1 protein-coding gene is annotated in these 240 nt (G+C 54.6%); it reads right to left on the bottom strand.

Features of this window, described 5'->3' with window-relative positions; genetic code table 11:
• Nucleotides 1-31: 31 nt before the first annotated feature.
• Nucleotides 32-240: hypothetical protein (locus KZZ04_RS20660; RefSeq protein ID WP_219424099.1), on the bottom strand; the 209-nt coding region annotated here is incomplete at its 5' end.

Genomic DNA, 240 nt, shown 5'->3' with positions numbered 1-240 from the left:
GCATACCTGTTGACTCAAAATAAAGGCTGCCCTATATTTTGCCCATCGCCGGATAAATACCGGTCAGATGGAAGGCAGCGATGAACCGGCCTAAACGGTTCAGATGGGTGGCCACTACCCAAGGCGCGCAGCGTAAAGCGATCAAAAAAAGTGTTCTGGTGGGCTGAGCCGCGACCAGGTGAACAATTTGAACGAGCCCGTACCGCGCCAGCAGCGCCGAAGGGACACGGAAAGTTTCAC

Origin of the sequence: Pseudoalteromonas sp. CR1, from assembly GCF_019392235.1 — a bacterium.
Lineage (GTDB): Bacteria > Pseudomonadota > Gammaproteobacteria > Enterobacterales > Alteromonadaceae > Pseudoalteromonas.
The sequence above is the reverse complement of the archived record's forward strand: the minus strand, read 5'-3'. Positions and strand labels throughout refer to the sequence as shown.